The organism is Gilliamella sp. M0364 (assembly GCF_016100565.1).
Lineage (GTDB): Bacteria > Pseudomonadota > Gammaproteobacteria > Enterobacterales > Orbaceae > Gilliamella > Gilliamella apis.
Window position 1 is genome coordinate 131482 of sequence record NZ_JACFSF010000003.1, and the last position, 23201, is coordinate 154682.

General features: G+C 36.4%; 22 protein-coding genes and 3 pseudogenes. 13 read left to right on the top strand and 12 right to left on the bottom strand.

All coding sequences use genetic code 11. The annotated features are described in order from the left end of the window. The first annotated feature begins 1 nt into the window (after position 1). On the top strand, positions 2-292 hold the full coding sequence (trpR, locus tag H3U96_RS06035; RefSeq protein ID WP_208595802.1) for a trp operon repressor: 291 nt from the start codon (positions 2-4) through the stop codon (positions 290-292). Between the two features lie 38 nt (positions 293-330). Here trpR and robA read toward each other — a convergent pair whose 3' ends face one another. The 3 genes from robA to H3U96_RS06050 all read right to left on the bottom strand — a co-directional run bounded on the left by robA (position 331) and on the right by H3U96_RS06050 (position 2689). Further along, positions 331-1251 (bottom strand): MDR efflux pump AcrAB transcriptional activator RobA, encoded by a 921-nt coding sequence (robA, locus tag H3U96_RS06040; protein WP_065614722.1) that lies wholly within the window; start codon positions 1249-1251, stop codon positions 331-333. 85 nt (positions 1252-1336) lie between these two features. After that, complete coding sequence (gene nfuA, locus H3U96_RS06045) at positions 1337-1915, bottom strand: Fe-S biogenesis protein NfuA (RefSeq protein ID WP_034901535.1); 579 nt, start codon at positions 1913-1915, stop codon at positions 1337-1339. Positions 1916-2017: 102 nt separating this feature from the next. Next, positions 2018-2689 (bottom strand): phosphoribosyltransferase family protein, encoded by a 672-nt coding sequence (locus tag H3U96_RS06050; protein ID WP_086361422.1) that lies wholly within the window; start codon positions 2687-2689, stop codon positions 2018-2020. A gap of 254 nt (positions 2690-2943) precedes the next feature. Here H3U96_RS06050 and H3U96_RS06055 point away from each other — a divergent pair, with 254 nt between their 5' ends. Further along, entirely contained in the window at positions 2944-3513 is a 570-nt protein-coding gene (locus H3U96_RS06055) for a peptidylprolyl isomerase (RefSeq protein WP_198192300.1), read from the top strand. Between the two features lie 72 nt (positions 3514-3585). Here the strand turns inward: H3U96_RS06055 and H3U96_RS06060 are convergent, their stop codons facing one another. Beyond that, positions 3586-4833, bottom strand: a complete 1248-nt coding sequence (locus H3U96_RS06060; protein WP_198192299.1) for an SEL1-like repeat protein — start codon at positions 4831-4833, stop codon at positions 3586-3588. Between the two features lie 106 nt (positions 4834-4939). Between H3U96_RS06060 and H3U96_RS06065 the strand changes: the two are divergent. After that, positions 4940-5074: pseudogene (locus H3U96_RS06065) on the top strand (peptidylprolyl isomerase); the annotation flags it as partial. Between the two features lie 80 nt (positions 5075-5154). Here the strand turns inward: H3U96_RS06065 and H3U96_RS06070 are convergent. After that, a complete protein-coding gene (locus tag H3U96_RS06070; protein ID WP_198195925.1) occupies positions 5155-6198 on the bottom strand; it encodes an SEL1-like repeat protein in 1044 nt (347 codons plus the stop codon). Positions 6199-6317: 119 nt separating this feature from the next. Between H3U96_RS06070 and H3U96_RS11400 the strand changes: the two are divergent. Next, positions 6318-6467: pseudogene (locus H3U96_RS11400) on the top strand (peptidylprolyl isomerase); the annotation flags it as partial. Positions 6468-6545: 78 nt separating this feature from the next. On the opposite strand, the gene H3U96_RS06080 reads toward H3U96_RS11400, so the two are convergent. Together H3U96_RS06080 and pepB are read right to left on the bottom strand one after the other, a co-directional pair. Then, positions 6546-7580, bottom strand: coding sequence for an SEL1-like repeat protein (locus H3U96_RS06080; RefSeq protein WP_198195929.1), 1035 nt, complete (start codon positions 7578-7580; stop codon positions 6546-6548). 66 nt (positions 7581-7646) lie between these two features. Further along, positions 7647-8927, bottom strand: a complete 1281-nt coding sequence (gene pepB, locus H3U96_RS06085) for an aminopeptidase PepB (protein WP_086362681.1) — start codon at positions 8925-8927, stop codon at positions 7647-7649. Between the two features lie 101 nt (positions 8928-9028). Between pepB and H3U96_RS06090 the strand changes: the two genes are divergently transcribed. Both H3U96_RS06090 and ftnA read left to right on the top strand, forming a co-directional pair. Beyond that, on the top strand, positions 9029-9793 hold the full coding sequence (locus H3U96_RS06090; RefSeq protein ID WP_198195931.1) for a tyrosine-protein phosphatase: 765 nt from the start codon (positions 9029-9031) through the stop codon (positions 9791-9793). Positions 9794-9890: 97 nt separating this feature from the next. Then, positions 9891-10412 (top strand): non-heme ferritin, encoded by a 522-nt coding sequence (ftnA, locus tag H3U96_RS06095; protein ID WP_086362683.1) that lies wholly within the window; start codon positions 9891-9893, stop codon positions 10410-10412. 53 nt (positions 10413-10465) lie between these two features. Here the strand turns inward: ftnA and H3U96_RS06100 are convergent, their stop codons facing one another. Next, positions 10466-11083 (bottom strand): 4'-phosphopantetheinyl transferase superfamily protein, encoded by a 618-nt coding sequence (locus tag H3U96_RS06100; protein WP_198195933.1) that lies wholly within the window; start codon positions 11081-11083, stop codon positions 10466-10468. 98 nt (positions 11084-11181) lie between these two features. Between H3U96_RS06100 and metC the strand changes: the two genes are divergently transcribed. The 3 genes from metC (at position 11182) to H3U96_RS06115 (ending at position 15206) form a co-directional block, all read left to right on the top strand. Continuing rightward, positions 11182-12399 (top strand): cystathionine beta-lyase, encoded by a 1218-nt coding sequence (gene metC, locus H3U96_RS06105; RefSeq protein ID WP_198195935.1) that lies wholly within the window; start codon positions 11182-11184, stop codon positions 12397-12399. 11 nt (positions 12400-12410) lie between these two features. Further along, on the top strand, positions 12411-13715 hold the full coding sequence (tilS, locus tag H3U96_RS06110; protein ID WP_198195943.1) for a tRNA lysidine(34) synthetase TilS: 1305 nt from the start codon (positions 12411-12413) through the stop codon (positions 13713-13715). A gap of 321 nt (positions 13716-14036) precedes the next feature. Then, positions 14037-15206, top strand: a complete 1170-nt coding sequence (locus tag H3U96_RS06115) for a serine hydrolase (RefSeq protein WP_065577903.1) — start codon at positions 14037-14039, stop codon at positions 15204-15206. Positions 15207-15532: 326 nt separating this feature from the next. On the opposite strand, the gene H3U96_RS06120 is transcribed toward H3U96_RS06115, so the two are convergent. Next, the gene (locus H3U96_RS06120; protein ID WP_198195945.1) at positions 15533-17728 is read right to left on the bottom strand and encodes a cation-translocating P-type ATPase; all 2196 of its coding nucleotides are present in this window, start codon (positions 17726-17728) and stop codon (positions 15533-15535) included. Positions 17729-17932: 204 nt separating this feature from the next. Between H3U96_RS06120 and H3U96_RS06125 the strand changes: the two genes are divergently transcribed. Next, positions 17933-18253 carry a helix-turn-helix domain-containing protein gene (locus H3U96_RS06125; protein ID WP_086321243.1) on the top strand — a complete coding sequence of 107 codons (321 nt, stop codon included), beginning with the start codon at positions 17933-17935 and terminating at the stop codon, positions 18251-18253. An 89-nt stretch (positions 18254-18342) separates the two neighbouring features. Here the strand turns inward: H3U96_RS06125 and suhB are convergent, their stop codons facing one another. Then, positions 18343-19146 (bottom strand): inositol-1-monophosphatase, encoded by an 804-nt coding sequence (gene suhB / locus H3U96_RS06130; RefSeq protein ID WP_065577905.1) that lies wholly within the window; start codon positions 19144-19146, stop codon positions 18343-18345. Between the two features lie 597 nt (positions 19147-19743). On the opposite strand from suhB, the gene H3U96_RS06135 reads away from it, so the two are divergent. Further along, positions 19744-21120 carry a VENN motif pre-toxin domain-containing protein gene (locus H3U96_RS06135; RefSeq protein WP_198195948.1) on the top strand — a complete coding sequence of 459 codons (1377 nt, stop codon included), beginning with the start codon at positions 19744-19746 and terminating at the stop codon, positions 21118-21120. Beyond that, the gene (locus tag H3U96_RS06140) at positions 21107-21379 is read left to right on the top strand and encodes a hypothetical protein (protein ID WP_198195950.1); all 273 of its coding nucleotides are present in this window, start codon (positions 21107-21109) and stop codon (positions 21377-21379) included. Before H3U96_RS06135 ends, H3U96_RS06140 begins: the two co-directional genes overlap by 14 nt. Positions 21380-21458: 79 nt before the next feature. Here H3U96_RS06140 and H3U96_RS11405 read toward each other — a convergent pair whose 3' ends face one another. Beyond that, a complete protein-coding gene (locus H3U96_RS11405; protein WP_198196009.1) occupies positions 21459-21626 on the bottom strand; it encodes a SymE family type I addiction module toxin in 168 nt (55 codons plus the stop codon). A gap of 148 nt (positions 21627-21774) precedes the next feature. Between H3U96_RS11405 and H3U96_RS06150 the strand changes: the two are divergent. Beyond that, positions 21775-22056: pseudogene (locus H3U96_RS06150) on the top strand (IS91 family transposase); the annotation flags it as partial. 147 nt (positions 22057-22203) lie between these two features. Here H3U96_RS06150 and H3U96_RS06155 read toward each other — a convergent pair. Then, complete coding sequence (locus H3U96_RS06155) at positions 22204-23064, bottom strand: broad-spectrum class A beta-lactamase TEM-1 (RefSeq protein WP_000027057.1); 861 nt, start codon at positions 23062-23064, stop codon at positions 22204-22206. Positions 23065-23201 lie beyond the last annotated feature (137 nt).

Consider the following 23201-nt stretch of genomic DNA (forward strand, 5'->3'; position numbering starts at 1 on the left):
CATGAAAACTAAAGAATGGAACCAGACGGTTGAAATATTACACCAAGCATTTAATAGCGGTTATTCATTAGATATATTGAAATTACTGATGACCGCTGATGAACGGGATGCATTAATCACAAGAGTTAAAATTGTCCGATCATTACTGGATGGCTCAATAAATCAGCGCCAACTTAAAGAACAATTAAAAATTGGCATTGCCACTGTTACCAGAGGATCGAATAGTTTAAAAGAAGCAACACCTGAATTTAAACTATGGTTGGAAAATATTCTATTGAAATCAGATAAATAAAATAATAGTCAATATTTATGAAAACTTGTTAAAGTAGACTATAACAAGTTTGACTGGATATTGACTTCTTCATCTGCAACGACAGGCACACAATAATCACATTCCATAGTATGGATATCTTTAAAACATTTAATCGTATCATCATGATGATTATGATGAATCTCAATTAAACAACTTGAGGTGCGTAACCGAACTTTTAATGCTGGCATTGCAGCTAAGTGGACTTGAGAAATAAAATCACTGAAATTTTCTAGCGAACCAATATATTTAAAACAAAGATATAAACCACCTTCATTAACAATTGGTTCTATATGCTCAAGATTATTATTATGATCTAAAGCAATTGTATATAAAAGTTCTTGTTCATTAGCATTATCTTTACTTTTCAAAATGCGGCTAAAAGCAAAAATCTTATCCGGTAAACTGTCACTATTGTGAGCATAATGGGATAAATAATTTTGAAAAAACTGCGATCTTAATTTATTTTCTTCATCTAAAATTTGACTCAAATTACAATTATTTTTATAAGAGATTCCCCAAAAAGTTTGTTTCGGCATATTCACAAATTTAGGTTCAGGTAAAGAAAGTCGATTTTTATTTAATTCAATAGCAGGAGTTAACCCGGTAGGATCCCAAAATTCACCACGACGATAACTTGCAGGTGTTTCATTAAATTGCTTTTTAAAAGAACGAGTAAAAGTTTGCTGCGAATCAAAACGATATTGCATAGCAATATCTAAAATAGGTTTACTTGTCATGCGCAAAGATAATGCCGCATAAGTTAATCTGCGGTGACGAATATAAGTACCAAGTACTTGACCAGTTACTTCTTTAAACATCCGTTGTAAATGCCACTTCGAATAACCTGATTTCTGGGCGACATTATCAATAGATAAGGGTTGCTCCAAATTTTTTTCAATCCAAACGATAAGATCTGAAATAATACTAACTTGATTCATATAACCCCATCATGATGTGAATTGGCAAATATTATGAGATTATGACTTAATCACAGCAATAAGCAAGATGTAAATCGAAAATTTTTTAACAATATGAATGGGTTCCAGCTTGATGTTCGGTAATATCTTTTACGCCTGCCAGTTCAGGGAATTCAGCAAGTAGCTGTTTTTCTATCCCCTCTTTTAAAGTGTAATCGACCATCGAACAACCATTACAACCACCGCCAAATTGTAATATCGCATAATTATCATCGGTTAATTCAACCAAACTCACATGACCACCATGACTAGCTAATTGCGGATTAACCTGTGCTTGAATAACATAATTGACGCGTTCAATTAACGGTGCATCATCGGCAACCTTTTTCATTTTTGAATTTGGTGCTTTTAAAGTTAATTGAGAACCTAATTCATCTGTTACATAATCAATCACCGTTTCCTCTAAAAAAGGAGCGCTAATTTCATCAATATAAATAGCAAAACCTGCTTGTTGTTGTTCTTCTATATCGCTATCTTCTATAGTATCTGCTGGGCAATATGAAACCCCACATTCTGCTGATGGTGTGCCAGGATTAATAACAAAAACCCGAATTTGTGTACCATCAGGCTGATTAGCAAGTAATTTTTTAAAATGTTGTTGCGCTGATTCAGAAATGGTAATAATAGACATAATCCCTCACTTTGACACGATTGACATTAATCATCACTAACATCATCGATAATAGTTGACTAACCTTGTTGGTCATTATAGGGGGTGTTTTAGATTTTACAAGATGGTGCGACATAAACAAACTACCTGAATATAGTTTGCCCCACATTGTTTTAACTGTTGGCTAATGGCATTTATGGTATTGCCGGTAGTAACAATATCATCAATAAGCATTATCGATTGATTGGTTAAATCATCGCGGCAACTAAATAAGGTTTCAACATTGGTTATTCGTTGCTTAAGCGATAGATACTTTTGATCGTGTGCTACTGACTTTCGTGATAACAGATAAGGTTGAAAATCACAATTAAGCCATCTGGCTATCGGTTTCGCTAATAATGCCGCTTGATTAAATCCTCTAGACCAATAACGAAAATGGTGCAATGGAACACAAGTTACAATATCTGGTTTAACCAAACCACTACTCAACCGTCGTTGATACCAAGCTAAAAACATTAACCTGGCCAAAGCATTAGTTAACTCAGTTTTACGATAAAATTTTAAATGTTGGATTAATTTTTTTAACGGTGCCGTATATTCTGTTACTGCAACCATTTCATCCCAATAAGGCTGCTTATCACGACATCGATAGCAGATTTTGGTTGATAATGAATGAGGAAGGCTACATTGATAACAAATCTTATTAAATTTTGGTAAGTTTTTAACACATTGACTACAAATCCCATGATGAGGCAACACTAAAGGCATATTACATAAAATACATCGCATAATGATTCATCGCTTAGCAAAAAATTTTGAGGAACAGGGTTTTTTATCTACAAAATAAGCTTAAAAATGGAAATAAAATAGAAAATAAACTCACTAATAATATGAATTATAATAAATAAAGAATATTTTTTATTTATTAATCGCAATACTGGAAGCTATTACCCAAAATTTTAGTTATTTAGTCATATTAATCATTTCAATTCATCTAATATTCGGTATAATTTGCCTACTATTTTGGAGTAAGGATTTGTTAAATGAAAAAAATCAAACTATTACTTATATCATTACTATTAAGCCTTGTTTCAACTGTTGCTTTGGCTAATAGCAAAGTATTATTACAAACCAGTATGGGCGATATTGAAATTGAATTAGATAGCGAACATGCACCAATTACCACGAAAAATTTTCTTAATTATGTCAATAACGGTTTTTATGAAAATTTAACCTTCCATCGAGTCATTCCTGGATTTATGATTCAAGGCGGTGGTGCTGATGATCAATTAAAATTCAAAGAAACTCAACAACCAATTAAAAATGAAGCCAATAATGGCTTGAAAAACGATCGCGGAACTATCGCAATGGCAAGAACGAATGCTGTAGATAGCGCAACTAGCCAATTTTTTATTAATGTTGTCAATAATGATTTTCTTAATTACCAATCACCAGTCCAATATGGTTATGCTGTTTTTGGTAAAGTCGTTAAAGGAATGGATGTCGTTGATAAAATTGTTAACGTAGCCACCAAACGCATGGGACCACATCAAAATGTTCCTGTTGAACCAATCTATATTAAAAAAGCAACAGTGATTGAAGATAAACAATAGGCCCTAAAATTAATTAACTCTTCAAATAAACCACCTTAATAATTTAAGGTGGTTTTTCATCAAATAATCGGATTATTTTTTTAACTTATCACAAGCTGATTCATAACCTTGATCACAAGACTGTTTAAAAAACTCTTTGGCTAAAGATTTATTCTGCTTAATCCCATCACCTTCATCATACTTAAGCGCTAAATTATATTGAGCAACAGGTTCACCTTGCTCCGCTGCTTTTTTATACCAATATACCGCTTTTTGTTTATCTTGCTCTACGCCTTCACCGTTTTCATACATAACTGCTAAATTATTTTGTGCATTTATATTGCCTTGTTCGGCTGCTTTTGTATACCAATATACCGCCTTTTGTCCATCATGTTCTATACCTTCACCGTTATCATACATAATGCCTAAATGGTATTGTGCTCTAGCATAACCTTGCTCCGCTGCTTTTGTAAACCAAAATACAGCCTTTTGTTTATCTTGCTCTACGCCTTCACCTTTCGCATACATAACTGCTAAACTATTTTGTCCGTCAAAATGTCCTTGCTCAGCTGCTTTTGTATACCAATATACAGCTTTTTGTTTATCTTGTTCTACACCTTCCCCATTATAATATTTAAGAGCCAAATTGAATTGTGCACTTGAGTAACCTTGTTCTGCTGCTTTCGTAAACCAATATACAGCTTTTATTTTATCTTGTTGTATGCCTTCACCGTTATCATACATAACCCCTAGATTATCTTGTCCATTCGAATCACCTTGCTCCGCTGCTTTTGTAAACCAATATACAGCCTTTGGTTTATCTTGTTCTACGCCTTCACCTTTATAATATTTGAAAGCCAAATTATTTTGTGCGTTCGAATTACCTTGTTCTGCTGCTTTTGTAAACCAAAATACAGCCTTTTGTTTATCTTGCTCTACGCCTTCACCTTTATCATACATAAAGGCTAAATTATTTTGTCCGTCAAAATGTCCTTGTTCTGCTGCTTTTGTATACCAATATACCGCCTTTTGTTTATCTTGCTCTACGCCATCACCTTTATCATACATAACTGCTAAATTATTTTGGGCGCTGGCCTCTCCTTGCTCTGCACTTTTTGTATAAAATACAAAAGCTTTTTGTTTATCTTCTTTAACACCCTTACCTTTCTCAAACATAAATCCTAAATAAAATTGTGCATCAGAGTCACCCTTCGCCGCTTCTTGTGTACACACAACAAATGCTTTCTCATAATTTTCTTTTTTAACCTCTACTTTACAATCACCTGCATAAATTGAGAAAGAACATAGAGTTAATAATCCAAATGATAATATTTTTTTCATTGTATTTCCTATACATGTTAAACAAACATTAGTATTTTTTATTTTACTTATTATATATAAATATATGTATCCAAAACAGCTGTTGTTATTGATTTCCTTGATTACCAGAAAATATGGCTATGCCGTTTTTGGCAAAGTCATTAAAGGAATTGATATCGTTGATAAAATTGTTAGCATAGCCACTAAACGCATGGGGCCATATCAAAATGTCCCTGTTGAACCAATCTATATTAAAAAGTAACTGTGATTGAAGATAAACAATAAGTTACTTAAAAACGCAGAATACCTAAAAACCATCTTAATCATTTAAGATGGTTTTCTTCAAAAATTCAGTTCTTTTTTTAATTCGCCACAAGCTTTTTCAAATCCTTGATCACAAGATCGATTAAAATAATCTTTGGCTAAAAATTTATTCTGCTCCACCCCATCACCGACATTATACATAAGTGCTAAATTATACTGCGCTCTGGCGTAACCTTGCTCTGCTGCTTTTGTAAACCAATATGCCGCCTTTAGTTTGTCTTGCTCTATACCTTCACCTTGATAATACATAACAGCTAAATCATTTTGTGCGATTGATAAACCTTGCTCGGCTGCTTTTGTATACCAATATACCGCCATTTGTTTATCTTTCCTTACGTCTTCACCTTTTTTATACATAAACGCTAAATTATATTGTGCGCTAGAATCACCTTGCTCGGCTGCTTTTGTAAACCAATATGCAGCCTTTTGGTTATCTTGCTCTATACCATCACCGATATGATATTTAAGAGCCAAATTGAATTGAGCATCAAGATAACCTTGTTCTGCCGCTTTTGTGTACCAATATATCGATTTTTGGTTATCTTGCTCTAGACCTTCCCCTTTACTATACATAATTGCTAAATTATATTGCGCACCAGAATGCCCTTGCTCTGCTGCTTTTGTAAACCAATATGCAGCCTTTTGGTTATCTTGCTCTATACCATCACCTAGATAATATATATTCGCTAAATTAAATTGTGAACGATACAGATCTTGTTCCGCTGCTTTTGTATACCAAAAAATAGCTTTCTGTTTATCTTGTTCTACTCCTTCACCTTTTTCATACATGAATGCCAAAGAATTCTGAGCATTAGAATAATCTTGTTCTGCCGCTTTTGTATACCAAAAAATAGCTTTCTGTTTATCTTGTTCAACGCCTCTTCCAAAATGATACATCATCGCTAAATTAGTTTGAGCATTCCCATCTCCTTGTTCTGCTTCTTGCGTACATTCAATAAAGGCTTTTTGATAATTTCTTTGTTCAATTTCTGTTTTACATTGGCCAGCATAACTTGAAAAAGAACACAGAATTAATAACCCGAAAGATACTAGTTTTGTCATTGTATTTCCTATACATGTTAAAGTAGACACTGCTATTTTTCATTTGCTCATTATATATAAAGTATATATCAAAGATAACCATTATTATTGATTTCCTTTATTACCAATCACCAAACAAATATGGTTATGCTGTTTTTGGTAAAGTCGTTAAAGGAATGGATGTCGTTGATAAAATTGTTAACGTAGCCACCAAACGCATGGGACCACATCAAAATGTCCCTGTTGAACCAATCTATATTAAAAAAGCAACTGTGATTGAAGATAAATAATAGGTTTTTCTAAAATTAATCAACACTTAAAGCAAACCACCTTAGTGATTTAAGGTGGTTTTTTATTAAATCATAGGATTATATTTTTAATTCATCACAAGCAAGTTTATGACCTTGGCTACAAGACTGTTTTAAATAATTTTTAGCTAAAGATTTATTTTGCTTTATGCCATCACCGTACTTATACATAAGCGCTAAATTGTATTGCGCGCTGGAGTAACCTTGCTCCGCTGCTTTTGTATACCAATATACCGCCTTCTGTTTATCCTGTTTTATGCCATCACCTTGATTATACATAAGTGCTAAATTATATTGTGCGTAGGATATACCTTGTTTTGCTGCTTTTGTATACCAAAAGAAAGCTTTATGTTTATCTTGCTTTATACCTTCATCGTCATCATACATAAGCCCTAAGTTATATTGTGCGTAGGAATAACCTTGCTCCGCTGCTTTTGTATACCAATATACCGCCTTCTGTTTATCCTGCTTTATACCATCACCTTTATCATGCATAAGTGCTAAATTATATTGTGCAATGGATACACCTTGCTCTGCTGCTTTTGTATACCAAAAGAAAGCTTTAAGTTTATCCTGCTTTATGCCATCACCTATATCATACATAACTGCTAAATTATTTTGTGCTTTGGAGTCACCTTGCTCTGCTGCTTTTGTATACCAATATACCGCCTTTTGTTTATTCTGCTCTATACCTTCACCTTTCTCATACATAACTGCTAAATTATATTGTGCACTGGAGAGATTTTGTTCTGCTGCTTTTTCAAACCAATATGCTGCTTTAAGTTTATCTTGCTCTATTCCTTCATCGTCATAATATATAACCGCTAAATCATTTTGTGCGGTAGAATCTCCTTGCTCCGCTGCTTTTGTATACCAATACACCGCCTTTTGTTTATCTTGTTCTATTCCTTCACCATCATCATACATACGAGCTAGATTATATTGTGCCACTTTGTCATTTTCTTCTGCTTCTTGTGTACATTCAACAAGTGCTTTTTCATAATTTTCATTTTCAAATTCTGTTGCACAATCCCTCGCATAAGTAGCAAAAGAAAATAAGAGGGGCATAACTAATAGTAACTTTTTTATGTTCATGATATTCCTTACATATTGATAAACATTTTTAAAATTCTATTCAATTAATCATAAAGTTATTCCAAATCATTTTAATACGGTTAACAAATTAGCTAGCGTTCTTACCCCGATACCTGTTGCACCAGTTGCCCATAAAGCGGTTGCGCTTTTACGGAATGTCGCTGAACAGTCAATGTGTAGCCAATTTTGTTTATAATTTTTAATAAAATGAGATAAAAATGCCGCGGCAGTGCTGGCACCAGCGGTATTGGGTAATCCAGAATTGGCCATATCCGCAAACGATGATGGAAATTGGCTACGATGAAAATCAGCTAATGGTAACCGCCAAAAAGCTTCATGTTCCGCTTGGCTACTTGCCAATAATTGATTAGCAAATTTGTCATCAAATGAGAGTAAAGATTGATAATCGTTACCTACTGCAATTTTTGCTGCTCCAGTAAGGGTTGCGCAATCAATAATATAGTGAGGCTTATCACTGTCAGCACTAATTAACCCGTCAGCTAAAACTAATCGTCCTTCCGCATCGGTATTATCCACTTCAACTGTTTTACCATTACGATATCGGATAATATCACCCAGTTTAAATGCCTTACCACTCACCAAGTTATCAGCGCAACATAGATAAAGTTTAATACGATGTTTTGCTCCTCGGGCAATAGCAAGTGCCATAGCTCCGGTTACTAATGCAGCGCCCCCCATATCCGATCGCATTGATTCCATAAAACTGCTTGGTTTTAAACTATAACCACCAGAATCAAAAGTGATACCTTTACCGACTAAACAAGCAACAATTGGCGCTTTGGGGTTGTTAGTCGGATTATAATCAAGCTCAAGCAACGCTGCCGGTCGTTCTGATCCTTTGCCAACCGTGTAAATGCCCATATAATCCTGTTCTTTTAATGCTTCACCTGAAGTAATGTTATAGGTAATATCTGAGGAATAATTACTAATTAAGTTTGCACTTTGCGTTGCCAGTTCTAACGGGCTTAATGTTTCAGCTTGTTGATTAACAATATCTCGACACCAATCAATAATTGCGAGACGATGTTTTAGTTCTTGCTTATCTTGACTATCAAGTTTGGCCCAACTTACTTTATTATTATTCTTAGCATTACGATAACCGAGCCAAAAATGCCAACAAGATTCTAAATCCCAATTATCACCACTAAGTTTAACTGACTTAATACCTTGATTATCTAGTTTTCGAGCAGCTCGCTGAATAGCACCATGTCGATGGTCAGGTTGATAATGAATGGTAATGGCATCATCAGAAAAACTAAGTAAAGCATCTTTACCCCATTTTGATGGAGCAGGTTTTTCCGATAATAAGATAGATAAAGTCGACATAATAGATTCCTCAAGCAATAATAATGCAAAAACGATGAATCAATTCTAATCAGAAACATGTTAATATAGCAAGCAAAGTTAAGCAGAAATAAGGACCAATAATGACATCAGTTGTACCAATCCAAAATGGAATTAATTTTCGAGACTTAGGTGGCATTAAAACCAGTGATGGTCGCCAAATTCGTTCAGGAATGTTGTATCGTTCAGGTGAATTCTCTCGCCTTAGTGATGAGGAAAAAAAGTTCTTATCTGATGAGCTTAATTTACATTATGTATTAGATTATCGTGATCAACTTGAAATCGATCGTAATCCTGATAATCTTTGGAACAATAGCCAATATTTTAATATCCCAGCAAATCCATTAAGTGATGAAATTACGGCAAGCTTAGTTAGTGATGATATATTCGTACTTAAAAAATATTCGCCTTTGGATTTTATGATTAAACTCTATCAGCTATTACCATTTAATAATCCAGCTTATAAAAAATTAATATCAATATTACTTAATGCGAATGGCAAACCATTAGTACAGCACTGTGCAGTAGGTAAAGATAGAACTGGTGTCGGTGTCGCCTTAACCCTATTTGCATTAGGTGTCAGCGAAGACGTTATTATGCAAGATTATTTGCTTACCGAACAATATTTAAATGATTATCGTCAAGCAGTACTTAGCCAAAATAAAAGTAAATTATCAGCTGAAGAGTTTGAAAAACAAAAAATCATTTTTTCAGCTAAGCAAGAGTTTTTAACCGCTGCTATCGATGAGATTAAAAAACGCTATAACACAATAGATAATTGGTTACACCAAGAATATCAATTAGATGATAACAATAGAAAGATCCTTCAAGATATTTATCTAATTTAACTATTATAAGTGTATGAATAGCTATCATACACTTATCAATAATCACTTTATCTCAATAAAAAGTGAAATACTAAAAAAGCAATGTGAGGAAAATGAAATGTTAACCAACCAAATGGTCAAAAAACTCAATGACCAATTAAATCTAGAATTCTATTCTTCTAACCTTTACCTACAAATGAGCGCATGGTGTGATGATCAAAATTTTCCTTCGTTTGGAAAATTTTTAAGAGATCATGCTAGCGAAGAACGCCAGCATATGGAACGCTTATTTGATTATGTGTTAGATTGCGGTGCATTAGCGCTTATTGGCAAAATAGAAGCACCAGAATCAGAATATAAATCACTGCTTGATGTGTTTAAAGCGGCATATCAACATGAACTTAAAATTACCAAAGAGATAAATGAGCTTGTTGACTATGCTTTAACCCAAAAAGATTTCTCAACATTTCACTTTTTACAATGGTACGTTGCTGAACAACATGAAGAAGAAAAACTTTTTAAAAGCATTGTTGATAAACTGGAATTAGTTGGTGAAAACAAACGAGATTTATTCTTTATGGATAAAGATTTTAATAAAACATTAAGTGAGTCTGGTTTACTTGCTTCCAGCGCAGAATAAATTAATAATATTAATCTGCTGCGACCATCATGGTGTAGCAGATGATTATCCTATTAAGATTGCAAAATAAAATCTGTAATAGGTTTATTATGATTTACGGCAAGATGAACTGCTTCTACTTGCTGATATTGATAATAAAAATCCTGTCCAAATGGCGCACTAATCATCTGTTTTTCAACATCTATTTTGACCGATTTTATTTGCCAAACACCTTTCGCATATAATTTAAGTGCAGATTCTTTTAATGTCCAAAGTTGCCAAAATGCCGCTAAAGTATCCGATTGTTTTAATATCCATTGATATTCTTCATTAGCAAAATAATTTTTGGCGACATTCAGATAATTTTTACGCTGCCTAGCAACTTCAATATCAATCCCAACCCTACCATTTAAGGATATGGCAACTGCCACCCAATCTTTACTATGACTGATATTAAAATCAGGCAGGTTATGTTGTAAAAAGCAAGGACGGCTATTATCACCAATAATGATGGGTGGCAAACTATCAATATGACAATACTGTTTAAGTAAACTAGCTAAAATTGAACGACAAACTAAAAACTGTTTTTTTCGTGAACCACTTAATGACTCAGCATCATTAATGATTTGTGGTGATAATAATGAATAGTTCACTTCTGCCGTATCTAAATGAGCAAGTTGAGCAATTAACATTTTATGTAAGCCAATTTAAACAAAAATTATTTTTTACTATTTTAACAGCATGCTATGCTAACTGTTATCGAAATTTATCGGTTCACTAAGGATGCATCATGTCATTACAAACAAAATTAGTTCATGCTGGTCGAAAAAAACGTTATACCCAAGGTGCTGTTAACTCCGTTATTCAGAGAGCATCATCGCTTGTTTTTGATTCACTAGAAGCGAAAAAAGACGCGATGGAAAATCGCACTAAAGGAGCGCTATTTTATGGTCGACGCGGTACCTTGACTCATTTTGCCTTACAAGATGCCATGGTCGAAATTGAAGGTGGCGCAGGTTGTTATCTTTATCCTTGTGGTGCAGCGGCAATTGCGAATGCTATCTTAGCTTTTGTCAAATCAGGTGATCATATTTTGGTTTCAGAAGCCAGTTACGAGCCAACGCAAGAATTTTGCGAACATATATTAAAAGATTTTGGTGTGGAAACCGATTATTTTTCACCCTTGATTGGTCGCTATATTACTAATCATATTAAACCTAATACCAAAGTAGTATTTCTTGAATCACCAAGCTCAATCACGATGGAACTGCATGATGTACCCGCAATTGTTAAAGCGATTCGCAAGGTAAATCCGGAAATTGTCATTATGATGGACAACACTTGGAGTGCTGGCGTTTTATTCAAAGCATTAGATCACGATGTTGATATCTCCATTCAAGCAGGTACTAAGTATTTAATTGGTCACTCTGATGCTATGTTAGGTACTGCTGTTGCTAATCAACGATGTTGGGATCAATTACGTGAACGTTCTTATCTAATGGGACAAATGTGTGATGCCGATACCGCCTATATGGCAGCTCGTGGATTACGAACCTTAGCGGTTAGATTAAAACAACATCACGAAAGTAGCTTAAAAGTGGCAAACTGGTTAGCTAATCATCCTAAAGTGGCAACTGTTAATCATCCGGCTTTGGCAAGTTGTAAGGGACATGAGTTTTTTAAACGTGATTTTAGTGGTGCTAGTGGTCTATTCTCGTTTGTACTTAAAGATCATTTAAGCGATGTGCAACTATCTGATTTCTTGGATAATATGACTCACTTTTCAATGGCGTATTCATGGGGTGGATTTGAATCATTAATTTTAGCCAACCAACCAGAAGATCTGGCAAAAATACGTCCGGTATCGGGCATTGATTTCACTGGTACATTAATTCGATTACATATTGGTCTTGAAGATCCTGATGATTTAATCGCCGATCTTTCTGCTGGCTTAGATAGAATTAAATTACATAAAAACAAAGTGAATGCATTACAAAGTTTAGTATAAATGGATAACCGATGAGTCATCAAAATCAAGCTAAGACTAAAAGTATTATTGAACAAACAATTTTACAACATCTAAACGGTCGACAATCGCTACTGGTTGCTTTTAGTGGTGGTGTCGATTCGACTGTTTTACTGCAAGCATTAGTCAACTTGAGACAAAAGTCACAAAATTTACAACTTAGAGCCATTTATATTCACCATGGTTTAAGCAAAAACGCTGATAGTTGGGCTGAACATTGCCAGCAACAATGCAATATTTGGCAAATTCCTTTGATTATTGAAAAAGTCAAACTTGATAGAGCGACGGGCAATATTGAAGAACAAGCCAGAGAAGCTCGCTATCAAGCTATTTATCGACATTTAAAAAGTGATGAGTTGTTATGTACTGCTCAGCACCTTGACGATCAATGTGAAACGTTCTTCTTAGCGTTAAAGCGTGGTAGTGGTCCTGCTGGCTTATCCGCTATGCCACTTGAAAATGGCCAACATCTTCGGCCGCTACTCACGATATCTCGTCAAGAGATTGAACAGTATGCCAATCAACAGCAATTAACTTGGATAGAAGATGAAAGTAATCAAGATGCCCATTATGATCGTAATTTTTTACGTTTAAAGGTACTACCAACACTTAATCAGCGTTGGCCACATTTTTCACAAATGGTGGCGCGTAGTGCCGAGTTATGTCAACAGCAAGAAGCATTAATCCATGAGCTTTTATCGGCAGAATTTAAGCAAATTACTGGCAATGCCAAACAACTTAATATTCAATCACTACGTGATTATTCAGATTATAAACGTAATGCAATATTGCGGATGTGGTTTAAAGAACAACATATCGGCATGCCAAGTCAAAAGCAACTGTCATTAATTTGGCAAACCGTTATTCAAGCGAAAGAAGATGCTAATCCACAATTTATTTTACATAACCGACAGATTCGCCGCTATCAAAACCAACTCTATTTATTACCTTTATATCAAGATATTGAACAGCAAATCTTGCCTTGGGATCTAAATACCTCGCTAACCTTGCCGGATAATTTAGGCATATTACAGTCCAATTATCAAACCAAATTAACCTGTCGTTTACCACAAAAAGAGGAAACCGTTTCGGTGCGTTTTCATGCCCAAGGTCAATTTCAAATTGTGCAGCGCCAAGGATCACGATCAATAAAAAAATTATGGCAAGAACACCATATTCCACCTTGGCAGCGCACTCGTATTCCATTAATTTACTATAATGAACAATTGATTACTGCCGTCGGGGTATTTGTTACTGAACAAGGTAAGGGATCACAAGTTGGGTTTAATCTAAAATAAATTATAAGAATAAAAATGTGCTTGAGTCTAATTGACACTAAACCAAATTCAATCTAATCATACTAACCTGAATTAGATTATATAATTAAGCAACCTTATACATAACAGGGCTGTGGTTCTTCATGGCTAAACAGAATACACTTTATACTAACAAATTAAATCAAACTGGTAATAGAAAAATAATTTTAAGTTACATCAATATACCCATTAATAGCAAGCCAACTAAACGTCGTCAAAATAAATTCATTTAGCATATTTATTACCTTATAAAAAACATATACTATTAGGAGAAATAATAATCAATCAAGAGTTAAGATAAAAATGAAAGTTAATCGTTTTTCTGCAAATGTTGGACAAGCAATCAATAAAGTGAATCAATATGCGATAGATAAAAAACATATAGTTGGATCTGTTGTTATGGTTGCTAAAGAGGGACAAATAATCTATCAACAAGCATCCGGCCATGCTGATAAAGAACAAAAATCAACCATGCAAGTTGACTCACAATTTTTGCTTTCATCAGTCACCAAACCGATAGTTAGTGCAGCCGCATTATGTTTAGCAGAAAAAGGGCTACTAAAATTGGATTCGCCTGTTACTGATTATCTACCTTATTTCACTCCAACACTAGAAAATGGCCAGCAACCAGTTATTACTTTGCATCACTTATTAACCCATAGTGCGGGACTAAAATATCGTTTTTGCGAACCTCATGGTGAAGGCATTTATAATACATTACAGATTTCAGACGGTTTTGATCAAATAGCAACTGATTTAGATGAAAATCTTCATCGGTTATCAAAAGCTCCTCTTCTTTTTGCACCTGGAACAAATTGGTGTTATTCATTGGCATTAGATGTCCTAGGTGGAGTATTAACTGCCGTCACTCAACAACCATTAGAAGAAATAATAAAAACTACCATAACAATTCCTTTGAATATGGCAAATACAGGCTTTACCATACCAGATAATAATCAATTAGTTACTCACTATTATAATGCTTTACCGGAACCATTACCTATGCCAAGCCCTTATTTTATGCAATTAGATGAATCATGGAATAACGGGATTGTTTCTTATGATCCTAAACGCATATTTAATCCTAAAGCCTACCATTCAGGTGGGGCTGGTATGGTTGGTACTGCACCTGATTTTATGCAATTTCTGTTATCACTAACTTCAATAAATAATGATTTAAGTAGCAATAAACTAATGGATAAAATGGCGAAGTGTTATATAAGTAGTGAATATTGTACAAAAGGACCAGGATGGGGATTCGGTTATGGTGGTGCGGTGCTTGATGACCCGATCTTAGCGCAAACACCACAGAGTAAAGGAACTATTCAATGGGGCGGTGTGTATGGTCATAATTGGTTTTATGATCCTCAACAAGAATTAGCTGTAGTCATTTTGACTAATACCGCAATTGAAGGAATGTTGGGACGCTATCCAATAAAAATTAGAGATGCTATTTATCATTGTTTAGCATGATGCTATTCAGATAGGAAAATTTTGCCGGTTTTTGGCTTTAATTTATCTGAAAATTCCGATTGAAAAAACACCCTATAAAATGGTGCTTTTTCAATCAAATATTTGAATCTTTGCATAGTGAAATATTTATACTTATCCAATTAATCGTTTTTTCAATTAGTTTCATTCTGATTTATATTATATTCACCACTAATCTACTATAGATATTACCCTTATTAGATCCGAGCGATAAAAAGGATCCAAAATCGATTAATTTGGGACAATATTTGCATTAATTACTTGATCTAAAATTAATTTATTACCATAAAGTATTTGTTCAAAATAAATTATTTTGACCCAGAACGTGCTTGCCACCGTTTTAATAATAAAGCATTAGTCACCACACTTACACTGCTAAGTGCCATAGCTGCGCCAGCTATCATTGGATTTAAGAAGCCGAAGGCAGCGAGTGGAATGCCAATTAAATTGTAGAAAAATGCCCAAAATAAATTTTGTTTAATTTTATTGTAGGTTCTTCGTGAGATATCAATGGCATCAGCAATTAAAAATAGATTGCCGCGCATCAAGGTTATACTTGCTGCATGCATAGCGACATCTGTCCCCGTTCCCATGGCAATACCAATATCAGCCGCAGCTAAAGCTGGAGCATCATTAATACCGTCACCCACCATTGCCACTTTATGATTGCTATTGCTAAGGTTTTGGCTCTCTTTTTGTAATTGATAAATATAATTAGCTTTATCTTGTGGTAAAACCTCAGCAATAACTTTATCTAAATTTAATTGCTGTGCTACATAATTAGCCGCTTGTTGATTATCACCGGTTAACATAACTGTATTTACGTTGAGTTGATGTAATGCATTAATGGCGCTTTTCGCTTCCGATTTAATCACATCGGCAAAACCAAATAAGGCTAATATCACAACGCCATTTTCTGATTGCTGTTTAGCTAAAAATGAGATTGTATAGCCTTTTTGGGTAAGCTCATTAATTTTATCCTGCATATCCACAAAATAGGCATTTAACGATTTCATCCAACGTAAACTACCTAAATAATATTCATGATTGTCAATGGTTGCCATTACCCCTGAACCTGCAACCGAGGTAATATTCTGCGCATAATTATACGATTTAGCTTTCGCTAAAATTGCTTTAGCGAGTGGATGTTCACTTCCAGCTTGCATTGATGCCGCTAGTGCGAGAATTTGATCGGCAGTTTCTGTGCCCATTACATCCAGTTCAACTAATTCTGGTTTACCAATGGTTAATGTGCCAGTTTTATCAAATGCTACCGTATTAATGTTATGTAAGGTTTCAAGCGCCTCGGCATCTTTAATCAAAATACCATGGCGAGCAGCAACACCTGTACCAACCATTATGGCGGTTGGTGTCGCCAGTCCCAATGCACATGGGCAAGCAATCACTAATACGGCGACCGCATGTAGTAAAGCTTGCTGCCAATCATGAGAAATAACGCCCCAAGCAAGCAGTGTAATCAGCGCAATCAATAAAATCACGGGAACAAAAATAGCACTAATCCGATCGACAATACGCTGAATTGGCGCTTTTTTCGCTTGAGCAGACTCAACCATAGCAATAATTTTCGACAACGTAGAATCAGCTTGTACTGCTGTTGTTTTTACTATCAATAATCCTTCACCATTAATGGTGCCACCGGTTACCACACTATTGAGAGTTTTACTAACCGGGAAACTTTCCCCCGTCAACATCGATTCATCACAACTCGATGCGCCGTCAATAACCACACCATCTACTGGAATTCGTTCACCAGGTTTGATCACAACCACATCATCGACCTTAACCTGACTTATCGGCAAACTTACCTCTTGATCACCTTGTCGAACTAATGCAACTTCCGGGCGCAACGCGGAAAGTGCTTCAATCGCTTGGGTCGTTTGATGTTTAGCTCTTGACTCTAACCATTTACCAATCAAAATTAACGTAATAATAACCACCGATGACTCGAAATAGAGATGATCGTTATTACCAATAATAAGCTGATAAAGTGACAATCCATAAGCTGCACTGGTACCAATTGCCACTAACAGATCCATATTACCGGACAACGCCTTAGCAGCATTAAAACCACTACGATAAAATTTAGCACCAAGCCCAAATTGCACAACCGAGGCAATCGCTAATTGCAACCAAGCTGGCATCATCCAATGAATGCCAAATGGCTCAAGTAACATCGGCAATACAAAAGGAATCGCTAAGATAACCGAGATAATAATCGGCCAGAGTGACGCTTGCTTATTTATATCTTTGGCGTGAATTTCCGCCTCACTAATCTTTACCGCGTGGTAACCGGCTTTATCGACTGCTGCCATTAAGGTTTCTAATTGCACATTCGTATTGGCTTCAACTGTTGCCTTTTCTGTCGCAAGGTTAACACTAACATCAATCACGCCATCAATCTTTTTTAATGCTTTTTCAACACGACTAACGCATGATGCGCAACTCATCTCTTCCACAAAAAAACTATATTCGACGGTTTTCATTTGATGTTTCCCTTGGTTTTTGATGTGATTTATATAGCTATTGTAATATTAATTATCCTTTTAACAAGAATGCACTTTTTTGATATATACTACCTAAAAAGATACTATTGAGATAATAATGTGAAAAATAATCCGATTAATACCACTTGTTGTGGAAAAGAACATCAACCTATCACCTGTTGTCCAGTTGATGCTACAATTAATATGATTGGTGGTAAATATAAATCGCTCATTTTATGGAAACTGATGACCGAAACCACCTTGAGATTTTCGCAATTACAGAAAGAAATTCCAACCGCTACCCCGAAAATGTTAACCCAACAGCTACGTGAACTTGAAGCAAATGGCCTAATTCATCGACACGTTTATCCCGTCGTACCACCTAAAGTAGAATATTCTTTAACCAACTTTGGCAAAAGTATCAAACCAGTCCTCGAATCAATGTATACTTGGGGTAGTGACTATTTAAACAATCAAGGCTTACAAGTTAATTGTTCCATGACAGCAATAACTGATCCACAATAACCAATAGCAAATTTATTTTTTTTGATAAACGGTATTAAAGACAAAATGCAGGGATAAGACAGCCCCGCATTTAGATAAAGAAAGTAAAACTAATTACGCAAATTTTCTGGCCAATCGTTTTGAGTAGAAACAAGCAGATCTTTAACGATTCTTGGATTGCCTGCAACTATGTTACCAGAAACCATATAGTTATTACCGCCCGCAAAATCGGTAACCACACCACCCGCTTCACGTAAAATCAATTCACCTGCGGCAATATCCCATGGTTTTAAGCCAATTTCAAAAAAGCCATCTAAGCGCCCTGATGCGACATAAGCTAAATCTAATGCTGCTGAACCTGTACGACGAAAATCACCACACTTAGTAAATAACTTTTGCAATACCGCGAAATAACAATTACTGTGTTGTTTAGCTTTAAAAGGAAAAGCTGTTGCCAGCACACTACCCTCTAAATCTTTCGCATTACTTACTCGAATACGGTAACCATTTAACTGCGCACCTTTACCGCGAGCAGCCGTGAAGAGTTCATTACTCATCGGATTATACACGACAGCAACTTCCGTTTTACCTTTAACTCGAGCGGCAATCGAAACCGCAAAATGAGGAATATTCTTAATAAAATTGGTGGTACCATCAATTGGGTCGATAATCCATTGCGTATCAGCATCATTACCTTTAGCCAGTCCGCTTTCTTCAGCAATAATCGTATGATCAGGATACGCTTTTTTGATTGTTTCAATAATTAAAGCTTCAGCAGCACGATCGGCGTTAGTAGCAAAATCGTTAGCACCTTTAGTGTCAATTTCGATTGAACTTGGATTTTCATAAGCCTTAATGGCCACATTACCTGCTTTACGAGCAGCACGAATAGCAATATTCAGCATCGGATGCATAATTTTCTTCCAATTGATGATGTTAAAGAACGGGTTGATTTAGCAACACAGCAAGTATTACTAAAAATTGTCGCATAGTATAAAGGTTTTATACTTACTTTGCCAGCCGAGCGACGATAAATTGAAAAATAGACACAATTAATGCAAAAAATCAGGTTATATCAATGTCCTAATAACTATCATGGTATAGACTTCTCAATTGTTTTTACAAAATAAACCTAAATAAAGCAACTCAAAATAACCATTATCTAAAAAAATAATCAATCTATTAGAGTAGTTGTTGGTAGTAATGTTCTATCACCAACCAGTGGCCAACCAACCATTTATGACCACAACGATGAAGCCTCGAATATTACCCATGCGGCAATTAGTGACGGTGAATTAATCATTCGTGACCCAGATAAGCAAACACAAGATATTAATTAACTCAGTCATGATACCGAAAATGCCCATAGCAAACTCAAACCAATCTTTAATAAAGAGGATGAGCAGACCAGATTAAACATTGTCACTAGCTTAAAAGAGTTAGGAGAGCAGGTAAAAGAGCTCGAACGCACTATTCATAAAGATGCCGGTAAAGACTCCCAAGATGGCAAAATGGGCAATGACTTTAGCAAAGGTGTTGACTCAGCCGTATCAATTATTACCGGCATTATCACCGGCGATATGACCGGCGGTCTTGCTGGCGCCAGTGCGCCATGGTTAGCGGAGCAGATAAAGATACAAGCCGGTGATAACGAAACCGCGAGGTTAGTTGCTCATGCAATACTTGGTGCGGTAGTGGCTGAACTGCAAGGCAACTCAGCATTATCTGGTGGAGCGGGTGCAGTGGCCGGTGAAGTTGCGGCAGATATCATCCGCAAACAACTGTATGGCAAAGAAGTCAAAGATTTAACCGAAGAAGAAAAACAAACCATCAGCGCACTATCTCAACTAGCTACTGGTCTTGCCATAGCCGCTGGCGGTGGTAATATTAGCGATGCTAGCACAGCAATTCGTAGCAGTAAAAATGCGGTTGAGAATAATTATTTGAGTGTAAATGAAGCTAAGCGAAAAGCTTATTTGACTTGGATAAAGCCAAACTATCTAGGTGAGGAATTAACAGAAGATGAAAAGAAAGAATTAGAAAATCTCAATAAACTAGATAAAGAACGAGATCAAATTTTACAGGATAATTGTTCATTGGGTAACATCTCAAGCTCAGCTTGTAAAGGATTGCTGCAAGAAGCATGGGAAATGCAGAATGAATATGAAAAAGAGGTTGCTAGAAGTTTAACAAATGCTGATTTATATAGAGAAGACTCAAAAAACCTTAACGAAGCATTAGTCGGTTTAGATCCCAACAGCATTATTCATTTAATTTCAATTGAAGCAATTGCAAAAGAGACAGGTAGAGATGTAAAAGATGTTGCTCAACAATATAAATATGTTATGGCTGCACATGGAATTGTATCTTCATTGGCTGGTTTGTATGGAGGAGTAAATTTTACGCAACCAAATACCAATATAGGTAAACCCGGTAATATTGTTAATAAGGTTGATGATATTGCTGTAAAAGGGAGTATTCCCGAAATTAAAGCTGGTAGTGGAGTGGAAAAACCAACTGATTCTTTGAATAACAAAGCTAGTGATACTGTTGGTACAGGAAAGCAAAAAGATGATCAAATTTGGACAGAAACCAATAAAAAAGATCCTGTCGAAAATGCTTATAGTCATTGGGATAAACATAAGTTAGAATTTCCAGAATTCCAAAATGCAAAACAATATGTAGATGCGACACATAATTTTGTTAATAATCCACCAGCTGGCACGCTAGTTATTACTAGAAAAAATGGCGATACAGTTTTTTACAATCCTAGCTCTAATATTTTTGCTGTAAAAAATGCAGATGGTACGCCTAAAACAATGTTTAAGCCTAATCCGGCTGAACATGGATATAAAACTAATTTGGAGTATTTTAATGCACAAAAATAATAATGAAGCATATATCTGCCGTGTTTGCGGCCTTAAGCAAAATGAACCTCAATGGGGAATTGATGAACAAACGCCAACATATAATATTTGTGATTGTTGTGGCGTGGAATTTGGTTATGAAGATTGTACTTTGATTGGAATTAAAAGTTATAGAAAAAAATGGTTAGATGGCGGGGCAAAATGGAATTGTAAAAAGTGCCAACCAAATAGTTGGTCTCTAAATGAACAGTTAGCTAATATACCTAAAAAATATCAATGAAATATTAAAAATAATGAATATTAATCTAGTCCTGCGACAGAGCTCGCAGAGCTGGATTAATTATTTATCAACTCTGGATCTACCTCGCAATTTCAACAATCAACTTCCCTTTTTTAGCTGTGATGGTGACGGGTTGCCCGGTGGTAAAGCCGGCGTCCTCCAGCCAATCGCCTGCTGGGTTTGCAGGTTTGGGGGCGTGACAGTTATTGCAGGGGTTCGTGACAGTTATTGCAGGGGGGCGTGACAGTTATTGCAGGGGTTCGTGACAGTTAGTACGGGAGTGACGGGCACTGGCTGGCAATGTCTAGCAACGGCAGGCATTTCGGCTGAGGGTAAAAGAACTTTCCGCTAAGCGATAGACTGTATGTAAACACAGTATTGCAAGGACGCGGAACATGCCTCATGTGGCGGCCAGGACGGCCAGCCGGGATCGGGATACTGGTCGTTACCAGAGCCACCGACCCGAGCAAACCCTTCTCTATCAGATCGTTGACGAGTATTACCCGGCATTCGCTGCGCTTATGGCAGAGCAGGGAAAGGAATTGCCGGGCTATGTGCAACGGGAATTTGAAGAATTTCTCCAATGCGGGCGGCTGGAGCATGGCTTTCTACGGGTTCGCTGCGAGTCTTGCCACGCCGAGCACCTGGTCGCTTTCAGCTGTAAGCGTCGCGGTTTCGGGGTCTGACGCTCAGTGGAACGAAAACTCACGTTAAGGGATTTTGGTCATGAGATTATCAAAAAGGATCTTCACCTAGATCCTTTTAAATTAAAAATGAAGTTTTAAATCAATCTAAAGTATATATGAGTAAACTTGGTCTGACAGTTACCAATGCTTAATCAGTGAGGCACCTATCTCAGCGATCTGTCTATTTCGTTCATCCATAGTTGCCTGACTCCCCGTCGTGTAGATAACTACGATACGGGAGGGCTTACCATCTGGCCCCAGTGCTGCAATGATACCGCGAGACCCACGCTCACCGGCTCCAGATTTATCAGCAATAAACCAGCCAGCCGGAAGGGCCGAGCGCAGAAGTGGTCCTGCAACTTTATCCGCCTCCATCCAGTCTATTAATTGTTGCCGGGAAGCTAGAGTAAGTAGTTCGCCAGTTAATAGTTTGCGCAACGTTGTTGCCATTGCTGCAGGCATCGTGGTGTCACGCTCGTCGTTTGGTATGGCTTCATTCAGCTCCGGTTCCCAACGATCAAGGCGAGTTACATGATCCCCCATGTTGTGCAAAAAAGCGGTTAGCTCCTTCGGTCCTCCGATCGTTGTCAGAAGTAAGTTGGCCGCAGTGTTATCACTCATGGTTATGGCAGCACTGCATAATTCTCTTACTGTCATGCCATCCGTAAGATGCTTTTCTGTGACTGGTGAGTACTCAACCAAGTCATTCTGAGAATAGTGTATGCGGCGACCGAGTTGCTCTTGCCCGGCGTCAACACGGGATAATACCGCACCACATAGCAGAACTTTAAAAGTGCTCATCATTGGAAAACGTTCTTCGGGGCGAAAACTCTCAAGGATCTTACCGCTGTTGAGATCCAGTTCGATGTAACCCACTCGTGCACCCAACTGATCTTCAGCATCTTTTACTTTCACCAGCGTTTCTGGGTGAGCAAAAACAGGAAGGCAAAATGCCGCAAAAAAGGGAATAAGGGCGACACGGAAATGTTGAATACTCATACTCTTCCTTTTTCAATATTATTGAAGCATTTATCAGGGTTATTGTCTCATGAGCGGATACATATTTGAATGTATTTAGAAAAATAAACAAATAGGGGTTCCGCGCACATTTCCCCGAAAAGTGCCACCTGACGTCT

Coding starts and splice junctions, on each gene's coding strand:
- trpR (WP_208595802.1), top strand. CDS start 2: ATGAAAACTAAAGAATGGAACCAGACGGTTGAAATATTACACCAAGCA.
- robA (WP_065614722.1), bottom strand. CDS start 1,251: ATGAATCAAGTTAGTATTATTTCAGATCTTATCGTTTGGATTGAAAAA.
- H3U96_RS06050 (WP_086361422.1), bottom strand. CDS start 2,689: ATGCGATGTATTTTATGTAATATGCCTTTAGTGTTGCCTCATCATGGG.
- H3U96_RS06055 (WP_198192300.1), top strand. CDS start 2,944: ATGAAAAAAATCAAACTATTACTTATATCATTACTATTAAGCCTTGTT.
- H3U96_RS06060 (WP_198192299.1), bottom strand. CDS start 4,833: ATGAAAAAAATATTATCATTTGGATTATTAACTCTATGTTCTTTCTCA.
- H3U96_RS06070 (WP_198195925.1), bottom strand. CDS start 6,198: ATGACAAAACTAGTATCTTTCGGGTTATTAATTCTGTGTTCTTTTTCA.
- H3U96_RS06080 (WP_198195929.1), bottom strand. CDS start 7,580: ATGAACATAAAAAAGTTACTATTAGTTATGCCCCTCTTATTTTCTTTT.
- pepB (WP_086362681.1), bottom strand. CDS start 8,927: ATGTCGACTTTATCTATCTTATTATCGGAAAAACCTGCTCCATCAAAA.
- H3U96_RS06090 (WP_198195931.1), top strand. CDS start 9,029: ATGACATCAGTTGTACCAATCCAAAATGGAATTAATTTTCGAGACTTA.
- ftnA (WP_086362683.1), top strand. CDS start 9,891: ATGTTAACCAACCAAATGGTCAAAAAACTCAATGACCAATTAAATCTA.
- H3U96_RS06100 (WP_198195933.1), bottom strand. CDS start 11,083: ATGTTAATTGCTCAACTTGCTCATTTAGATACGGCAGAAGTGAACTAT.
- metC (WP_198195935.1), top strand. CDS start 11,182: ATGTCATTACAAACAAAATTAGTTCATGCTGGTCGAAAAAAACGTTAT.
- tilS (WP_198195943.1), top strand. CDS start 12,411: ATGAGTCATCAAAATCAAGCTAAGACTAAAAGTATTATTGAACAAACA.
- H3U96_RS06115 (WP_065577903.1), top strand. CDS start 14,037: ATGAAAGTTAATCGTTTTTCTGCAAATGTTGGACAAGCAATCAATAAA.
- H3U96_RS06120 (WP_198195945.1), bottom strand. CDS start 17,728: ATGAAAACCGTCGAATATAGTTTTTTTGTGGAAGAGATGAGTTGCGCA.
- H3U96_RS06125 (WP_086321243.1), top strand. CDS start 17,933: ATGATTGGTGGTAAATATAAATCGCTCATTTTATGGAAACTGATGACC.
- suhB (WP_065577905.1), bottom strand. CDS start 19,146: ATGCATCCGATGCTGAATATTGCTATTCGTGCTGCTCGTAAAGCAGGT.
- H3U96_RS06135 (WP_198195948.1), top strand. CDS start 19,744: ATGGGCAATGACTTTAGCAAAGGTGTTGACTCAGCCGTATCAATTATT.
- H3U96_RS06140 (WP_198195950.1), top strand. CDS start 21,107: ATGCACAAAAATAATAATGAAGCATATATCTGCCGTGTTTGCGGCCTT.
- H3U96_RS06155 (WP_000027057.1), bottom strand. CDS start 23,064: ATGAGTATTCAACATTTCCGTGTCGCCCTTATTCCCTTTTTTGCGGCA.